A 14,664-nucleotide genomic window follows, 5' to 3' on the forward strand; every position below is an offset into this window, starting at 1 on the left:
TAAATCCCGTCTTGTGTGGGGTTGTCTATACAAGTATATCTATTTGTATCTTTCATCCCGTATGAGGACCACACAATGTCGTCAGGTAAATACCGCCAGCAGGAGATCCGTGCCCCGCGCGGCACCACACTGACTGCCAAAAGCTGGCTCACCGAAGCGCCGCTGCGCATGTTGATGAACAATCTCGATCCGGAGGTTGCCGAAAATCCGAACGAACTGGTGGTGTACGGCGGCATCGGTCGCGCAGCGCGCAACTGGGAATGTTACGACGCCATTGTGGACTCTCTGACCCATCTTGAAAGCGACGAAACGCTGCTGGTGCAATCCGGAAAACCGGTCGGCGTCTTCAAAACCCATGAAAATGCCCCGCGCGTGCTGATCGCCAACTCGAACCTCGTGCCGCACTGGGCGACGTGGGAACATTTTAACGAGCTGGATGCGAAAGGGCTGGCGATGTACGGCCAGATGACAGCGGGCAGTTGGATCTATATCGGCAGTCAGGGGATTGTGCAGGGCACCTATGAAACCTTCGTGGAAGCCGGTCGCCAGCACTATAACGGTTCGCTGAAAGGCCGCTGGGTACTGACTGCAGGACTGGGCGGCATGGGCGGTGCACAGCCGCTGGCCGCTACGCTTGCGGGCGCGTGTTCCCTGAACATTGAATGCCAGCAGAGCCGCATCGATTTCCGTCTGCGCACCCGCTATGTCGATGAGCAGGCCGACAATCTGGACGACGCGCTGGCGCGCATCAACAAATACACGTCCCAGGGCAAAACCGTGTCGATTGCCCTATGCGGCAATGCGGCGGATATTGTCCCGGAACTGGTCGCGCGCGGCGTGCGCCCGGATCTGGTCACCGACCAGACCAGCGCCCACGATCCGCTGCACGGCTATCTGCCCACCGGCTGGAGCTGGGAAGAGTACCAGCAGAAAGCGAAAACCGATCCGGAAGGCACCGTTCTGGCCGCCAAAAAATCGATGGCTGAACACGTTCGCGCGATGCTGGCGTTCAGCGACATGGGCGTCCCGACCTTCGACTACGGCAACAATATTCGCCAGATGGCGAAAGAGATGGGTGTCGAAAACGCCTTTGATTTCCCCGGTTTCGTCCCCGCCTATATTCGCCCGCTGTTCTGCCGCGGCATCGGGCCATTCCGCTGGGTTGCGCTCTCTGGCGATCCGCAGGATATCTATAAAACCGATGCCAAAGTGAAAGCGATCGTTGCCGACGACGCGCATCTGCATCACTGGCTGGATATGGCCCGCGACCGTATCAACTTCCAGGGTTTACCGGCGCGTATCTGCTGGGTGGGGCTGGAGTGGCGACAAAAGCTGGGCCTGGCGTTTAACGAAATGGTGCGCAGCGGTGAAGTCTCTGCGCCGATTGTGATCGGCCGCGACCACCTGGATTCAGGTTCCGTTGCCAGCCCAAATCGCGAAACCGAAGCGATGCAGGACGGCTCCGATGCGGTCTCCGACTGGCCGTTGCTCAACGCGCTGCTGAACACTGCCAGCGGGGCAACCTGGGTGTCATTGCACCACGGCGGCGGCGTGGGAATGGGCTTTTCTCAGCATGCGGGAATGGTGATCGTCTGCGACGGCACCGACGAAGCAGCCGCGCGCATTGCCCGCGTATTACATAACGACCCGGCGACAGGCGTGATGCGTCATGCCGATGCGGGTTACGACATCGCGATTGATTGCGCCAAAGAGCAGGGGCTGAACTTGCCGATGATCGCCGCCACACAAGGAAAGCACTGATGAATGCGTTAACCCTAACTCCTGGCGCACTGACGCTGAAACAGCTGCGCAGCGTCTGGCGTCACCCAACGTCGCTGGCGCTCGATGAAAACGCGTATGAAGCCATCAACCAAAGCGTGGCCTGCGTCGAAGCGATCGTAGCTGAAGACCGGACCGCCTACGGGATTAACACCGGTTTTGGCCTGCTGGCGCAAACGCGCATAGCCACGCACGATCTGGAAAATCTCCAACGCTCGCTGGTGCTGTCGCATGCCGCGGGCGTAGGCGCTCCGCTGGACGACAACATGGTGCGTCTGATGATGGTGCTGAAAATCAACAGCCTGGCGCGCGGCTTTTCCGGCATCCGACTGAGCGTGATTCAGGCGCTGATTGCGCTGGTAAATGCTCAGGTGTACCCGTGGATCCCGTCGAAAGGCTCCGTGGGCGCGTCGGGTGATTTGGCTCCGCTGGCGCATATGTCGTTGCTGTTGCTCGGCGAGGGCAAAGCCCGCTGGCAGGGCGAATGGCTGCCTGCTAAAGACGCGCTGAAAAAGGCCGGACTGGAGCCGATCACCCTTGCCGCGAAAGAGGGCCTGGCGCTGCTGAACGGTACGCAGGCGTCAACCGCGTTTGCGCTGCGTGGATTATTCGAAGCCGAAGATCTGTTCGCGTCGGCGGTGGTGTGCGGCGCGTTAACGACCGAAGCGGTGCTTGGCTCGCGGAGTCCGTTTGATGCGCGGATTCATGCGGTGCGCGGTCAGCGCGGGCAAATTGACGCGGCGGCGATGTATCGCCATGTTCTGACGGATACCAGTGAAATCGCGGATTCCCATCATAACTGCGACAAAGTGCAGGACCCGTATTCGCTGCGCTGTCAGCCGCAGGTGATGGGCGCGTGTTTAACCCAGTTGCGCCACGCCGCAGAGGTTTTACTGGTCGAATCCAACGCGGTGTCTGATAACCCGCTGGTCTTTGCCGAGCAAAATGAAGTGGTTTCCGGCGGCAATTTCCACGCCGAGCCGGTGGCGATGGCGGCGGATAATCTGGCGCTGGCGATTGCCGAAATCGGCGCATTATCCGAACGCCGCATCGCGCTGATGATGGATAAACACATGTCGCAGTTGCCGCCGTTCCTGGTGCGCAACGGCGGCGTGAACTCCGGGTTTATGATTGCCCAGGTCACGGCGGCGGCGCTGGCGAGCGAAAATAAAGCGCTGTCGCACCCGCACAGCGTCGACAGTCTACCGACATCGGCGAATCAGGAAGATCACGTTTCCATGGCACCGGCCGCAGGGCGTCGCCTGTGGGAAATGGCGTCGAACACGCGCGGCGTGCTGGCGGTGGAATGGCTCGCAGCGGTGCAGGGTATTGATTTGCGCGAAGGGTTAAAATCCAGCCCACTGCTGGAGCAGGCGCGCCAGACTCTGCGCGAGCAGGTTTCGCACTACGATGACGACCGTTTTTTCGCACCGGACATCGAAAAGGCCATGGAATTGCTGGATGACGGACGCCTGGTGGCACTGTTGCCACCGGTGTTATAAAAAAATGCCCGGCAGAGCCATCTGACCGGGCATTTTTTTGCGTCCTGGATTACATCACAAAGTGGTCGGGATACTTCACCGCGTTGACCACGGCGTCAGTCAGTTTTTGCAACTGCTCAGCGGTGATGATGTAAGGCGGCATCAGATAAATCAGCTTGCCGAACGGACGCACCCACACACCTTGCTCGACGAAGAAACGCTGCAACGCTGCCATGTTCACCGGATAGCGGGTTTCTACCACGCCAATCGCGCCCAGAACGCGCACGTCGGCCACAAATTCAGACGCTGTTGCCTTCGCCAGTTCCCGTTTAAGCTGCGCTTCGATAGCCGCAACCTGTGTCTGCCACTCGCCACTTTCAAGGATTGCCAGGCTTTCACTGGCCGCCGCGCAAGCGAGCGGATTGCCCATAAACGTTGGACCGTGCATAAAACAGCCGGCTTCGCCGTCGCTGATGGTTTCGGCAACATGACGCGTGGTGAGCGTGGCAGAAAGGGTCATCGTCCCGCCCGTCAGCGCTTTACCAAGACACAAAATATCCGGCGCGATGCCCGCATGTTCGCAGGCGAACAGCTTACCGGTTCGACCAAATCCGGTGGCTATCTCATCGGCAATCAACAGAATCCCTTCGCGGTCGCACATCTTGCGGATGCGTTTTAGCCACTCAGGGTGATACAGCCGCATGCCGCCTGCGCCCTGAACGATGGGCTCCAGAATCACGGCGGCGATGTCGTGACGATGCGCTGCCATCGTTCGCGCAAATCCCACCATATCGGCCTCGTCCCATTCGCCGCCAAAACGACTCTGCGGGGCAGGGGCAAACAGGTTTTCCGGCAGATAACCCTTCCACAGGCTGTGCATCGAATTGTCCGGATCGCAGACCGACATCGCGCCAAAGGTGTCACCGTGATAGCCGTTGCGGAACGTCATAAATTGCTGACGCGTTTCGCCCTTCGCGTGCCAGTACTGCAACGCCATTTTCATCGCCACTTCGACCGCGACCGAACCCGAGTCGGCGAGGAAAACGCACTCCAGATTTTCTGGGGTCATCGCCACCAGACGGCGGCAGACATCAATCGCCGGCTGGTGAGTGATCCCGCCAAACATCACGTGTGACATCTGGTCGATTTGCGTTTTCATTGCCGCATTCAGGCGCGGATGGTTGTAGCCATGAATCGTCGCCCACCACGATGACATCCCGTCGATCAGCGTTTCACCCGTCGCCAGATGCATCTCGCAGCCGTGCGCGGACGCCACCGGATAAACGGGCAGGGGCTGAGTCATAGAGGTGTAAGGGTGCCAGATATGGCGTTGATCGAAGGCGAGATCGTCTTGTAACATAATCGACTTGTAAACCATTTCGTATTAATTTAGGTTTACCATTATAAACTGAACCGACAATTAACAAAACCCTTTGGAGAAGCCCAATGGCTCACCACCCGCGCTGGACAATGTCGCAAGTCACCGAATTATTTAATAAACCTTTCCTGGAACTGATGTTTGAAGCGCAGCAGATCCACCGTCAGCACTTCGACCCACGCCATGTGCAGGTCAGCACGCTGCTGTCGATCAAAACCGGCGCATGCCCGGAAGATTGCAAATATTGCCCGCAAAGCGCGCGCTACAAAACAGGGCTGGAAGCCGAGCGCCTGATGGAAGTGGAGCAGGTGCTGGACTCCGCACGTAAAGCCAAAAATGCCGGATCAACCCGTTTCTGCATGGGTGCAGCGTGGAAAAACCCGCACGATCGCGATATGCCGTATCTGGAACAAATGGTTCAGGGCGTCAAAGAGATGGGATTGGAAGCGTGCATGACGCTCGGTACGCTCAATGACAGCCAGGCGCAGCGCCTGTCGGCAGCGGGGCTGGATTACTACAACCACAACCTCGATACCTCGCCGGAATTTTACGGCAATATTATTACCACCCGTACCTATCAGGAGCGTCTGGATACGCTGGAAAAAGTGCGCGAGGCGGGTATCAAGGTCTGTTCTGGCGGTATCGTTGGCCTGGGCGAAACGGTGAACGATCGCGCCGGTCTGCTGTTGCAACTGGCCAATTTACCGACGCCACCGGAAAGCGTGCCGATCAATATGCTGGTCAAAGTCAAAGGTACGCCGATGGCCGATAACGACGATGTGGACGCGTTCGATTTTATTCGCACTATCGCCGTGGCGCGCATCATGATGCCTACCTCTTTCGTGCGCCTCTCTGCGGGCCGCGAGCAGATGAGCGAGCAGACGCAGGCGATGTGCTTTATGGCGGGCGCGAACTCAATTTTCTACGGCTGCAAACTGTTGACCACGCCAAACCCGGAAGAGGACAAAGACGTTCAGCTGTTCCGCAAACTCGGGCTAAACCCGACGCAAACGGACGTGCTGACGGGCGATAACGAACAGCAGCAACGCCTTGAGCAGCAGCTTTTCAACGCTGACACCGAACAGTATTACAACGCGGCCACCGCATGACCTGGCAGCAGCGCATCACGACCGCGCTGGAGAAACGTCGGGCGACAGAGGCGCTTCGCGTGCGCACGGTCGTGGAGGGCGGCGCAGGCCGCTTTCTCATCCGCGACCAGCGTCAGTTCTGCAATTTCTCCAGCAACGATTACCTCGGTCTGAGCCAGCATCCGGCGATCGTTCGCGCCTGGCAAGAAGGGGCTGAACGGTACGGCGTCGGCAGCGGCGGCTCCGGTCACGTCAGCGGTTACACTACCGCGCATCATGCGCTGGAAGAATCGCTCGCCGACTGGCTCGGCTATTCCCGCGCGCTGCTGTTTATCTCGGGATTCGCCGCGAATCAGGCGCTCATTGCCGCGCTGATGGAGAAAGACGACCGGATTGTTGCTGATAGGCTGAGTCACGCCTCGCTGCTGGAAGCGGCAAATCTCAGCCCGGCTCAATTGCGCCGCTTTGCGCACAACGACGCGTCGCAGCTCAATACGCTGCTGGAAAAGCCCTGCGACGGGCAACAGCTCGTGGTGACGGAGGGGGTGTTTAGCATGGACGGTGACAGCGCGCCGTTATCCGATGTGCAGGCAACCGCTCAGCGGCATAACGCCTGGCTATTGGTCGATGATGCCCACGGAATTGGCGTGCTGGGGGATGAGGGGCGCGGTAGCGCGTTCAGCCAGCATGTTCAGCCGGAGGTTTTGGTGGTGACGTTCGGCAAAGGCTTTGGCGTGAGCGGTGCGGCGGTGCTGTGCAGCGATTCCGTTGCTGATTATCTGCTGCAGTTCGCGCGACATCTGATCTACAGCACCAGTATGCCGCCCGCGCAGGCCGTGGCGCTCCAGGCCGCGTTGAAGGTCATTCGAAGCGATGATGGTGAGCAGCGGCGGCAAACGCTGGCGGCGCTCATTCAGCGTTTCCGTGCAGGTGTACGGGATTTGCCCTATCAGACAACCGATTCGCACAGCGCGATTCAACCGCTGATCGTGGGCGAAAACAGTCGTGCGTTGACGCTGGCGCAACAGTTGCGTGAGCGCAATGTGTGGGTGACGGCGATTCGCCCGCCAACCGTCCCGGCGGGAACCGCGCGGCTGCGTCTGACGCTGACGGCGGCGCACCTGACGCAGGACATCGATAACGTGCTGGAGGCGCTGTATGCCGCAGGTTAATAAGCAGGCCATTGCGTCCGCCTTTGGCCGGGCGGCGCGGTGCTATTCCCAACACGATGAACTCCAGCGCCAGAGCGCGCAGGGGCTGTATGCATTTCTCGGTGATCAACGTTTTAACGCCGTGCTGGATGCCGGGTGTGGACCGGGGACAAACAGCCGCGTCTGGCGGGAAAGAGGCAGCCACGTCACGGCGTTCGACCTTTCCCCGCAGATGATCGAGCAGGCCCGTTATCAGCAGGCAGCGGACGATTATCAGGTGGGGGACATCGAATCCATGACTTTGCCTGACGCCCAGTTTGACCTGGTCTGGAGCCACCTCGCGGTGCAATGGTGCGCCAGCCTGCCGCAGGCGCTACGGGAGCTGTATCGGGTGACGCGTCCAGGCGGAACGCTGGCTTTTACCACGCTGCTGGCCAATTCGCTGCCGGAACTCAATCAGGCGTGGCAGGCGGTGGATGAGCGGCCTCATGCCAACCGGTTTTTGTCCGAGGCAGAGGTGATTTCCGCCCTGCAGGGTTGGCGGTATCGGGCGACCGCGCAGACCGTGACGCTGACCTTCGTGGATGCGCTCAGTGCTATGCGATCGCTGAAGGGCATCGGCGCAACGCATTTGCATGACGGGCGCGGGCGCAAACCATTGACGCGCGGTGAGCTTCAGCGGCTGGAGTTCGCCTGGCCGCAGCAGCGGGGTGAATTCCCACTCTCTTATCAACTTTTCCATGGAATTATCGAACGTGATTGAACGCTTTTTTGTCACCGGGACAGACACCGAAGTAGGGAAAACCGTGGCCAGCTGTGCCTTGCTGCAGGCCGCGCGTTTACAGGGATTCAAGACCGTTGGATACAAACCGGTCGCCTCTGGCAGCGAGATGACGGCAGAAGGGCTGCGCAATACTGACGCGTTAGCGCTGCAACGAAATAGCAGCGTGGCACTGTCGTATCAGGCCGTAAATCCCTATACCTTTGCGGAACCGACCTCGCCGCACATTGTGAGCGCCGATGAGCAGCGCCCAATCTCGTTTTCTGTGCTCTCCGCGGGTCTGCGGTCGCTTGAGGAACAGGCCGAATGGGTACTTGTTGAAGGGGCGGGCGGCTGGTTTACCCCGCTCAGTGATGACCTGACTTTTGCCGACTGGGTGGCGGGCGAACAGCTGCCGGTAATTTTGGTCGTTGGTATCAAGCTTGGTTGTATTAACCATGCGATGCTCACCGCATTAGCGGTGAAACAGTCAGGTCTGCGTCTTGCAGGTTGGATTGCCAACGATGTGGTTGCGCCCGGAAAACGTCATCATGAATATCTGGCGACGCTTAAGAACTGCATCCATGCGCCATTTCTCGGCGAAATACCCTGGCTTGCCGACGCGGCTGAAAACGCGGAGACGGGACATTATCTCGATCTCAGCGCCTTGCATCCAGCGTCATCCAGTGGGCAATAAGCTCGTCATTCAGCTCAGTAACGTGGCCCTGCGCCACGTTACGTCCGCGATACAGCATGCAAAAACGGTCGGCGACACGGCGGATAAACGACAGCTGTTGTTCCGCCAGTAAAACCGTCATACCCAAATCTCGATTTAAACGCGCCAGAAGTAGCCCCAGCCTGTGGGCAAACGTCGGGCTGGCCCCGTGCATCGGTTCGTCCAGAATCAGCAGGCGAGGGCGACTGACCAGCGCATTGGCCAGCGCCAGCTGGTATTTGTCATCCGGTGATAATCCCATCGCACGGGCCTGTCGTAGTGGCCACAGTTGCGGCAGCAGGTCATACATTTCGCTGCTGGCCGTCGCGTCGGATTTCCCCTGCGCGCGCATTGCGACATGCAAATTTTCCTCAACCGTGAGCTGCGAAAATATCCGCCGATCCTGCGTGACATACCCGATCCCAGGTAATTCGCTGCGCTCACGCGTAGCGCCCAGCAGATCCTGTGGTGGTGCGCCCGCTTCATGCCAGATAATGGAACCGCTCTCTACCGGAAGTTGCCCGGTGATGCAGTTGATCAGGGTGGTTTTTCCCATTCCGGGCAGCCCGACCACGCCTGTACACATCCCTGGCGGCAAATCGAGATCAATGTTCCACAGCGTGTGTTCGCTCCCGTAAAACTGATTTATTGCGCGCAGACTCAGCATAATTCACTCCTTAAAAAACGCGTGGGCGAGATGTCATAATGATTCTGCAAAACCCTTGCCATATCCGAAAATCGACTTGAATAAGCTGTTTTTTTCGGACTATGTCACTGCTAACGCGATGCACAGAAGCGGATTTGCACACCTTCGGTGCCACAGAGGATGGGTCGTGGTGCAGCGAGGATCGCGGAAATGTGAGTAAGATCTCACCGGTCGTATATGATCCGCTCAACTGTTAATCATCGAAAAAGAGCTATAAATATTTTTTACGGACAGGCTTTTGGGAAAAACCGGGACTTTGCGGAGTGGCTGTCTACTTGGGCTGGAAGCAGTTATCCACTATTCCTGTGGATAACCATGTGCATTAGGGTTAGAAAACTTCAGGTAAGCGAGAGAATACGCGGCCTGCGCATGAATTGATGCGAAACGCGGCTTTAAGAAATATCCTCTATTAATTAATGCGTTAGACAAAAGCAATCATCGTAATGAAAGTGTCATCTGCGAGCTTAAATCTGACTTTACCCTGCTTGACAAATGTTAAAAGTGGAAATGTTCTGGGGATAAACCCCTCAGGCTGGTGTTTTATAGTGCCGTAGTCTGGATATTGACCACTTTTTCGCTGATTCACCGGATGCAGTACCAAATATCGTTACATGCCACTGGATTTACATCCAGTATTTTTTACTGGCAAATTTGCCAGTCACGCGTAAAATTACTCACCTGCCGCTTTTATCGTCATCAGGTTGTTGCCCATGAGTAAAATGTTCAAATTGAATTCTGCCTTCCGTCCTTCTGGCGATCAGCCAGATGCGATCCGTCGCCTGAAAGAGGGGCTGGAAGACGGGCTTGCACATCAAACGCTGCTGGGCGTAACCGGGTCGGGTAAAACGTTTACCGTCGCCAATGTGATTGCCGATCTGCAGCGCCCCACGATGGTGCTGGCACCCAACAAAACCCTGGCGGCGCAGCTTTATGGTGAGATGAAAGAGTTCTTCCCGGATAACGCCGTGGAATATTTCGTCTCCTACTACGATTATTATCAGCCCGAAGCCTACGTCCCGAGTTCGGATACCTTTATCGAGAAAGATGCGTCTGTGAACGAGCATATCGAACAGATGCGTCTGTCGGCGACCAAGGCATTGCTTGAGCGTCGAGACGTCATTGTGGTGGCCTCTGTGTCCGCTATTTACGGCCTGGGTGATCCCGATCTGTATCTGAAAATGATGTTGCACCTGACCAACGGGATGATCATCGATCAGCGCGCCATTTTGCGGCGACTGGCGGAGCTGCAATATGCCCGTAACGATCAGGCGTTCCAGCGCGGGACGTTCCGCGTGCGGGGCGAAGTGATTGATATCTTCCCGGCAGAATCCGACGATCTGGCGTTACGCGTTGAGCTTTTTGATGAAGAAGTCGAGCGGCTGTCGCTTTTCGATCCGCTCACCGGCCATGTTGATTCGGTTATTCAGCGCTTCACCGTCTATCCGAAAACCCACTACGTCACCCCGCGCGAGCGTATTGTGCAGGCGATGGAAGACATCAAGGTCGAACTGGCCGAGCGACGCAAAGTGCTGCTGGAAAATAACAAACTGCTCGAAGAGCAGCGTTTAAGCCAGCGTACGCAGTTCGATCTGGAGATGATGAACGAGCTGGGCTACTGCTCGGGTATCGAAAACTATTCACGCTACCTTTCGGGTCGTGGGCCTGGCGAAGCGCCACCGACGCTGTTTGATTATCTGCCTGCCGATGGGCTGCTGGTGGTGGACGAATCCCACGTGACGATTCCGCAAATTGGCGGCATGTACCGTGGCGACCGTGCGCGTAAAGAGACGTTGGTGGAGTATGGTTTCCGCCTGCCGTCGGCGCTGGATAACCGTCCAATGAAGTTTGAAGAGTTCGAAGCGCTGGCCCCGCAGACCATCTATGTCTCCGCGACGCCGGGCAACTACGAGCTGGAAAAATCAGGCGAAGATGTGGTGGATCAGGTGGTGCGTCCGACCGGCCTGCTGGATCCCATTATCGAAGTCCGTCCTGTGGGAACTCAGGTGGACGATCTGCTTTCTGAAATCCGTGCGCGCGCCATTATCAACGAGCGCGTGCTGGTCACGACGCTCACCAAGCGTATGGCAGAAGATCTGACCGAATACCTTGAAGAGCACGGCGAGCGCGTGCGTTATCTGCACTCGGATATCGACACCGTCGAGCGTATGGAGATCATCCGCGATTTGCGACTCGGTGAATTTGACGTGCTGGTCGGCATCAACCTGTTACGAGAAGGTCTGGACATGCCAGAAGTGTCGCTGGTGGCGATTCTGGATGCCGATAAAGAGGGCTTCCTGCGTTCTGAGCGTTCGCTTATTCAGACCATTGGCCGTGCTGCGCGTAACATCAACGGTAAAGCCATTTTGTATGGTGATAGAATTACGGCGTCGATGGCGAAAGCGATTAGCGAAACAGAGCGTCGCCGCGAGAAGCAGCATCAGTACAACCTGGATAACGGCATTGTGCCGCAGGGCTTGAACAAGAAAGTGGTGGATATTCTGGCGCTGGGCCAGGGTCTGGCGAAAACCAAAGCCAAAGGCCGTGGCAAATCGCGCTCACCGGTTGAGGCCGATCCGGTCGAACTGGTGCTGACGCCAAAAGCGCTGCAGCAGAAAATTCACGAGCTGGAAGGGTTAATGATGCAGCACGCACAAAACCTGGAGTTTGAAGAAGCCGCGCAAGTCCGCGATCAGCTTCATCAGCTACGGGAATTGTTTATTGCGGCGTCGTAGCTCAAAGCAAAATGGCAGCGCGAGGCTGCCATTTTTAGTGTCCCCGAGGGCTAAGAAATTCCCCCAAAGTGATCATTTGCACAATGACTCGCGCTAACCCAATTCCTGAATGGCTTTCTCCAGCGCCAGGCGCAGTAAATGGCGGTCATGGCGATACTTGATATCGCTTGCTTCCAGCGGCTCCTGCACGACGACGCGGCCATCCATTCCGGAAACATCAACGTTTGGCCCTACGACGACACCGTCGATAATTTTCTTCCCGACATACTGTTCCATCAGATGCAGTTTATCTGCCAGCGACAGGCTGGCGGCGGCGGGACTCAGTTCGCGCCCCAGATTGCCGATATAGACCATCGGCGCAGGGGTTCTGCGCAGCGCTTGTGCCAACTCTTTGACCAGCAAAAGCGGCATCAGACTGGTGTAGAAGCTGCCAGGACCAATCAGGATCAGGTCGGCTTCAGCAATGGCTTCAATCGCTTCACGCGTGGCGGGAACATTCGGATAGGTCATCAGCTCTTTTGGCGGCACGACAAGCTGATCGATATTCACCTCGCCGTAGACTTCATGGCCATCCACATCAATCGCCATCAAATCGACCGGTTGTTCTGACATTGGGATAAGGAATGCATCGACTTTCAGCAGGTTTCTAATCAAATTGATCGCTTCAAGAGGCCTGACGCTCAGGTGGTCCAGCGCCTTTAACATCAGATTTCCGAGGTTATGCCCCGAAAGTTCACCGTTACCGCTAAAACGATATTCAAACATCGCCGACGCGACGCTTTGCTCGGTAATTAATTGATTAAGACAGTTGCGCATGTCGCCCCAGGCAATACCGCCTTCCGCACGACGTATACGTCCTGTTGAACCACCGTTATCCGTGGTGGTCACGATACCGGTCAGCCGGGAACCCAGCGACGATAGCGATGACATAACGCGTCCCAGCCCGTGCCCGCCACCGAGAGCGACGACACGGTCAAGATCCGCAAAAGTGCGACTGCGCATACTTATTCCTTATCCTAATGATCTGCGTAACAGTAACCCAACTACCCCTAAAAGACGATGCCCCACGCCCGTCAAAATGACGTATATCAATGTGAAACGTTGAGTTTTACGTATCCTGTAGTGAAAGTGCACGATAATGTCGCTATGTATATATATATACAGCGAAAGCAAAATGGCGGAAGCGCCATTTCCGCGCTACTATCGGCATAACCACGTTTTCGCTGATGAAAACATACACTCTAGCCTTGACGCCTGTGTCACAAGATATGGCGCCCTGGCCGTGGCGGTTTCGCCACCAGGGTACAGAAAGAAATGACTGTGCCTCCCGTATCTGGAAAGGTGTACATGGCTTCACAACTCACTGATGCTTTCGCGCGTAAGTTTTTCTATTTACGTCTGTCGATTACCGATGTGTGCAACTTCCGTTGCACCTATTGCCTGCCGAACGGTTACAAGCCCGGCAGCGTCACCAATAACGGATTTCTCTCCGTGGCAGAAGTGCGGCGTATCACGCGCGCATTCTCAGAACTCGGCACGGAAAAAGTGCGCCTGACAGGCGGAGAACCCTCACTTCGTCGTGACTTTACTGACATTATCGCCGCTATTCGTGAAAACGAGAGCATTCGTCAAATCGCCGTCACCACCAATGGCTATCGTATGGCGCGCGACGTCGCAAGCTGGCGCGACGCTGGATTAACGGCGATTAACGTCAGCGTCGACAGCCTTGATGCACGCCAGTTTCACGCCATTACCGGGCAGGATAAATTCCAGCAGGTGATGGACGGCATTGACGCTGCTTTTGAGGCCGGCTTCGATAAAGTCAAAGTCAACACTGTACTGATGCGCGATGTGAATCACCATCAGCTGGACACCTTCCTGGCGTGGATCAAACCGCGCCGCATTCAGCTGCGTTTCATTGAGCTGATGGAGACAGGCGAGGGCAGTGACCTGTTTCGTCGCCATCATATTTCCGGGATGGTGTTGCGTGATGCCCTGCTCAGACGCGGTTGGATCCATCAGATTCGCCAACGCAGCGACGGCCCGGCGCAGGTCTTTTGTCACCCGGATTATGAAGGGGAAATCGGGCTTATCATGCCGTATGAGAAAGACTTCTGCGCTAGCTGTAATCGCCTGCGCGTCTCGTCGGTTGGCAAGCTGCACCTGTGCCTGTTTGGCGACGGCGGCGTCGATCTCCGTGATTTGCTGGAAGACGATGCGCAGCAGAATGCCCTTGAAGCGCGTATCTCTGCCGCGTTGACGCACAAAAAGCAGACCCACTTCCTGCACCAGGGCGACACCGGAATCACACAAAACCTGTCCTACATCGGCGGGTAATTGGCTTAAAAGGAATCAGAAAATGAGTCAGGTCAGCGCAGAGTTTATCCCGACGCGTATTGCTATTCTTACGGTTTCAGAACGCCGTGGCGAAGAGGACGATACCTCTGGCCACTGGCTGCGTGACGCGGCGCATGAGGTGGGACACCATATCGTCGATAAAGCCATCGTCAAAGAGAACCGCTATGCCATCCGCGCGCAGGTTTCACAGTGGATCGCCAGCGACGACGTGCAGGTGGTGTTAATTAACGGGGGAACGGGTTTGACCGCAGGCGATCAGGTCCCGGAAGCGCTGCTGCCTCTGTTTGACCGCGAGGTCGAAGGGTTTGGCGAAGTGTTCCGCATGCTGTCGTTTGAAGAGATTGGCACCTCGACGCTGCAATCACGGGCGGTCGCGGGGATTGCAAACAAAACGCTGATTTTTGCCATGCCAGGCTCCACTAAAGCCTGCCGCACCGCATGGGAAAACATCATTGCGCCCCAGCTGGATGCCCGCACACGTCCGTGTAATTTCCATCCTCATTTAAAGAAATAATT

General features: G+C 56.8%; 12 protein-coding genes and 1 riboswitch. Of the genes, 9 read left to right on the top strand and 3 right to left on the bottom strand.

All coding sequences use genetic code 11. The features are described from left to right. The first annotated feature begins 75 nt into the window (after positions 1–75). Entirely contained in the window at positions 76–1,761 is a 1,686-nt protein-coding gene (gene hutU / locus ACKI5T_RS05755) for a urocanate hydratase (RefSeq protein WP_407436225.1), read from the top strand. Next, positions 1,761–3,281: a histidine ammonia-lyase gene (gene hutH, locus ACKI5T_RS05760; RefSeq protein ID WP_407436227.1), complete on the top strand. Its 1,521-nt coding sequence runs from the start codon at positions 1,761–1,763 to the stop codon at positions 3,279–3,281. The genes hutU and hutH overlap by 1 nt, the downstream gene beginning before the upstream one ends. Before the next feature lie 49 nt (positions 3,282–3,330). Here hutH and bioA read toward each other — a convergent pair whose 3' ends face one another. Next, entirely contained in the window at positions 3,331–4,620 is a 1,290-nt protein-coding gene (bioA, locus tag ACKI5T_RS05765; RefSeq protein WP_407436229.1) for an adenosylmethionine--8-amino-7-oxononanoate transaminase, read from the bottom strand. Between the two features lie 86 nt (positions 4,621–4,706). On the opposite strand from bioA, the gene bioB reads away from it, so the two are divergent. From bioB to bioD, 4 genes are read left to right on the top strand one after another with little or no spacing between them, the layout of a single operon-like run. After that, entirely contained in the window at positions 4,707–5,747 is a 1,041-nt protein-coding gene (bioB, locus tag ACKI5T_RS05770; protein WP_407436231.1) for a biotin synthase BioB, read from the top strand. Continuing rightward, a complete protein-coding gene (gene bioF, locus ACKI5T_RS05775) occupies positions 5,744–6,898 on the top strand; it encodes an 8-amino-7-oxononanoate synthase (protein ID WP_407436232.1) in 1,155 nt (384 codons plus the stop codon). The genes bioB and bioF overlap by 4 nt, the downstream gene beginning before the upstream one ends. Then, positions 6,885–7,640, top strand: a complete 756-nt coding sequence (bioC, locus tag ACKI5T_RS05780; protein WP_407436234.1) for a malonyl-ACP O-methyltransferase BioC — start codon at positions 6,885–6,887, stop codon at positions 7,638–7,640. The genes bioF and bioC overlap by 14 nt, the downstream gene beginning before the upstream one ends. After that, the gene (gene bioD, locus ACKI5T_RS05785; RefSeq protein ID WP_407436236.1) at positions 7,633–8,334 is read left to right on the top strand and encodes a dethiobiotin synthase; all 702 of its coding nucleotides are present in this window, start codon (positions 7,633–7,635) and stop codon (positions 8,332–8,334) included. The genes bioC and bioD overlap by 8 nt, the downstream gene beginning before the upstream one ends. Here bioD and ACKI5T_RS05790 read toward each other — a convergent pair. Then, complete coding sequence (locus ACKI5T_RS05790) at positions 8,297–9,019, bottom strand: ABC transporter ATP-binding protein (RefSeq protein WP_012016670.1); 723 nt, start codon at positions 9,017–9,019, stop codon at positions 8,297–8,299. The genes bioD and ACKI5T_RS05790 overlap by 38 nt on opposite strands. A gap of 749 nt (positions 9,020–9,768) precedes the next feature. Here ACKI5T_RS05790 and uvrB point away from each other — a divergent pair. Then, positions 9,769–11,790, top strand: coding sequence for an excinuclease ABC subunit UvrB (uvrB, locus tag ACKI5T_RS05795; RefSeq protein WP_407436239.1), 2,022 nt, complete (start codon positions 9,769–9,771; stop codon positions 11,788–11,790). A 93-nt stretch (positions 11,791–11,883) separates the two neighbouring features. On the opposite strand, the gene yvcK is transcribed toward uvrB, so the two are convergent. Beyond that, positions 11,884–12,792, bottom strand: coding sequence for a uridine diphosphate-N-acetylglucosamine-binding protein YvcK (yvcK, locus tag ACKI5T_RS05800; RefSeq protein ID WP_407436241.1), 909 nt, complete (start codon positions 12,790–12,792; stop codon positions 11,884–11,886). Between the two features lie 223 nt (positions 12,793–13,015). After that, positions 13,016–13,150, top strand: a riboswitch (molybdenum cofactor riboswitch). Between yvcK and moaA the strand changes: the two genes are divergently transcribed. Both moaA and moaB read left to right on the top strand, forming a co-directional pair. After that, a complete protein-coding gene (gene moaA, locus ACKI5T_RS05805) occupies positions 13,138–14,127 on the top strand; it encodes a GTP 3',8-cyclase MoaA (RefSeq protein ID WP_407436242.1) in 990 nt (329 codons plus the stop codon). Its footprint overlaps the riboswitch before it by 13 nt. A 22-nt stretch (positions 14,128–14,149) precedes the next feature. After that, entirely contained in the window at positions 14,150–14,662 is a 513-nt protein-coding gene (gene moaB / locus ACKI5T_RS05810; RefSeq protein ID WP_407436244.1) for a molybdenum cofactor biosynthesis protein B, read from the top strand. The last annotated feature ends 2 nt before the right edge of the window (positions 14,663–14,664 follow it).

Source organism: Lelliottia sp., assembly GCF_045627565.1.
Lineage (GTDB): Bacteria > Pseudomonadota > Gammaproteobacteria > Enterobacterales > Enterobacteriaceae > Enterobacter.